Origin of the sequence: Streptomyces sp. ADMS, from assembly GCF_033441795.1 — a bacterium.
In the GTDB taxonomy this organism is placed as follows: Bacteria; Actinomycetota; Actinomycetes; order Streptomycetales; family Streptomycetaceae; genus Streptomyces.
Genome location: NZ_JAVFVX010000610.1, coordinates 1 through 242, shown reverse-complemented (window position 1 = coordinate 242; position 242 = coordinate 1). Strand labels below are relative to the sequence as shown.

1 pseudogene is annotated in these 242 nt (G+C 70.7%); it reads right to left on the bottom strand.

What is annotated here, in order from left to right:
- Nucleotides 1-242: pseudogene (locus RB628_RS42175) on the bottom strand (6-phosphogluconate dehydrogenase); the annotation flags it as partial.

Here is a 242-nt window from a genome sequence, read left to right as displayed (position 1 = left end):
ACTGGTTGCGCAGCGCCGCGATCATCTTCATCTGCGGGGAGTCGTCCTGCCGGGACGCGAACCGCGCGAACAGCGACGCGGTGATCGCGGGCAGCGGAACCGCGTGGTCGATGGCGGCCTCCACGGTCCAGCGGCCTTCCCCGGAGTCCGCCGCGAAACCACGCAGCCTGTCCAGGTGCTCGTCCTCGTCGAGGGCGTTGACCGCCAGGTCGAGCAGCCAGGAGCGGATGACGGTGCCCTCC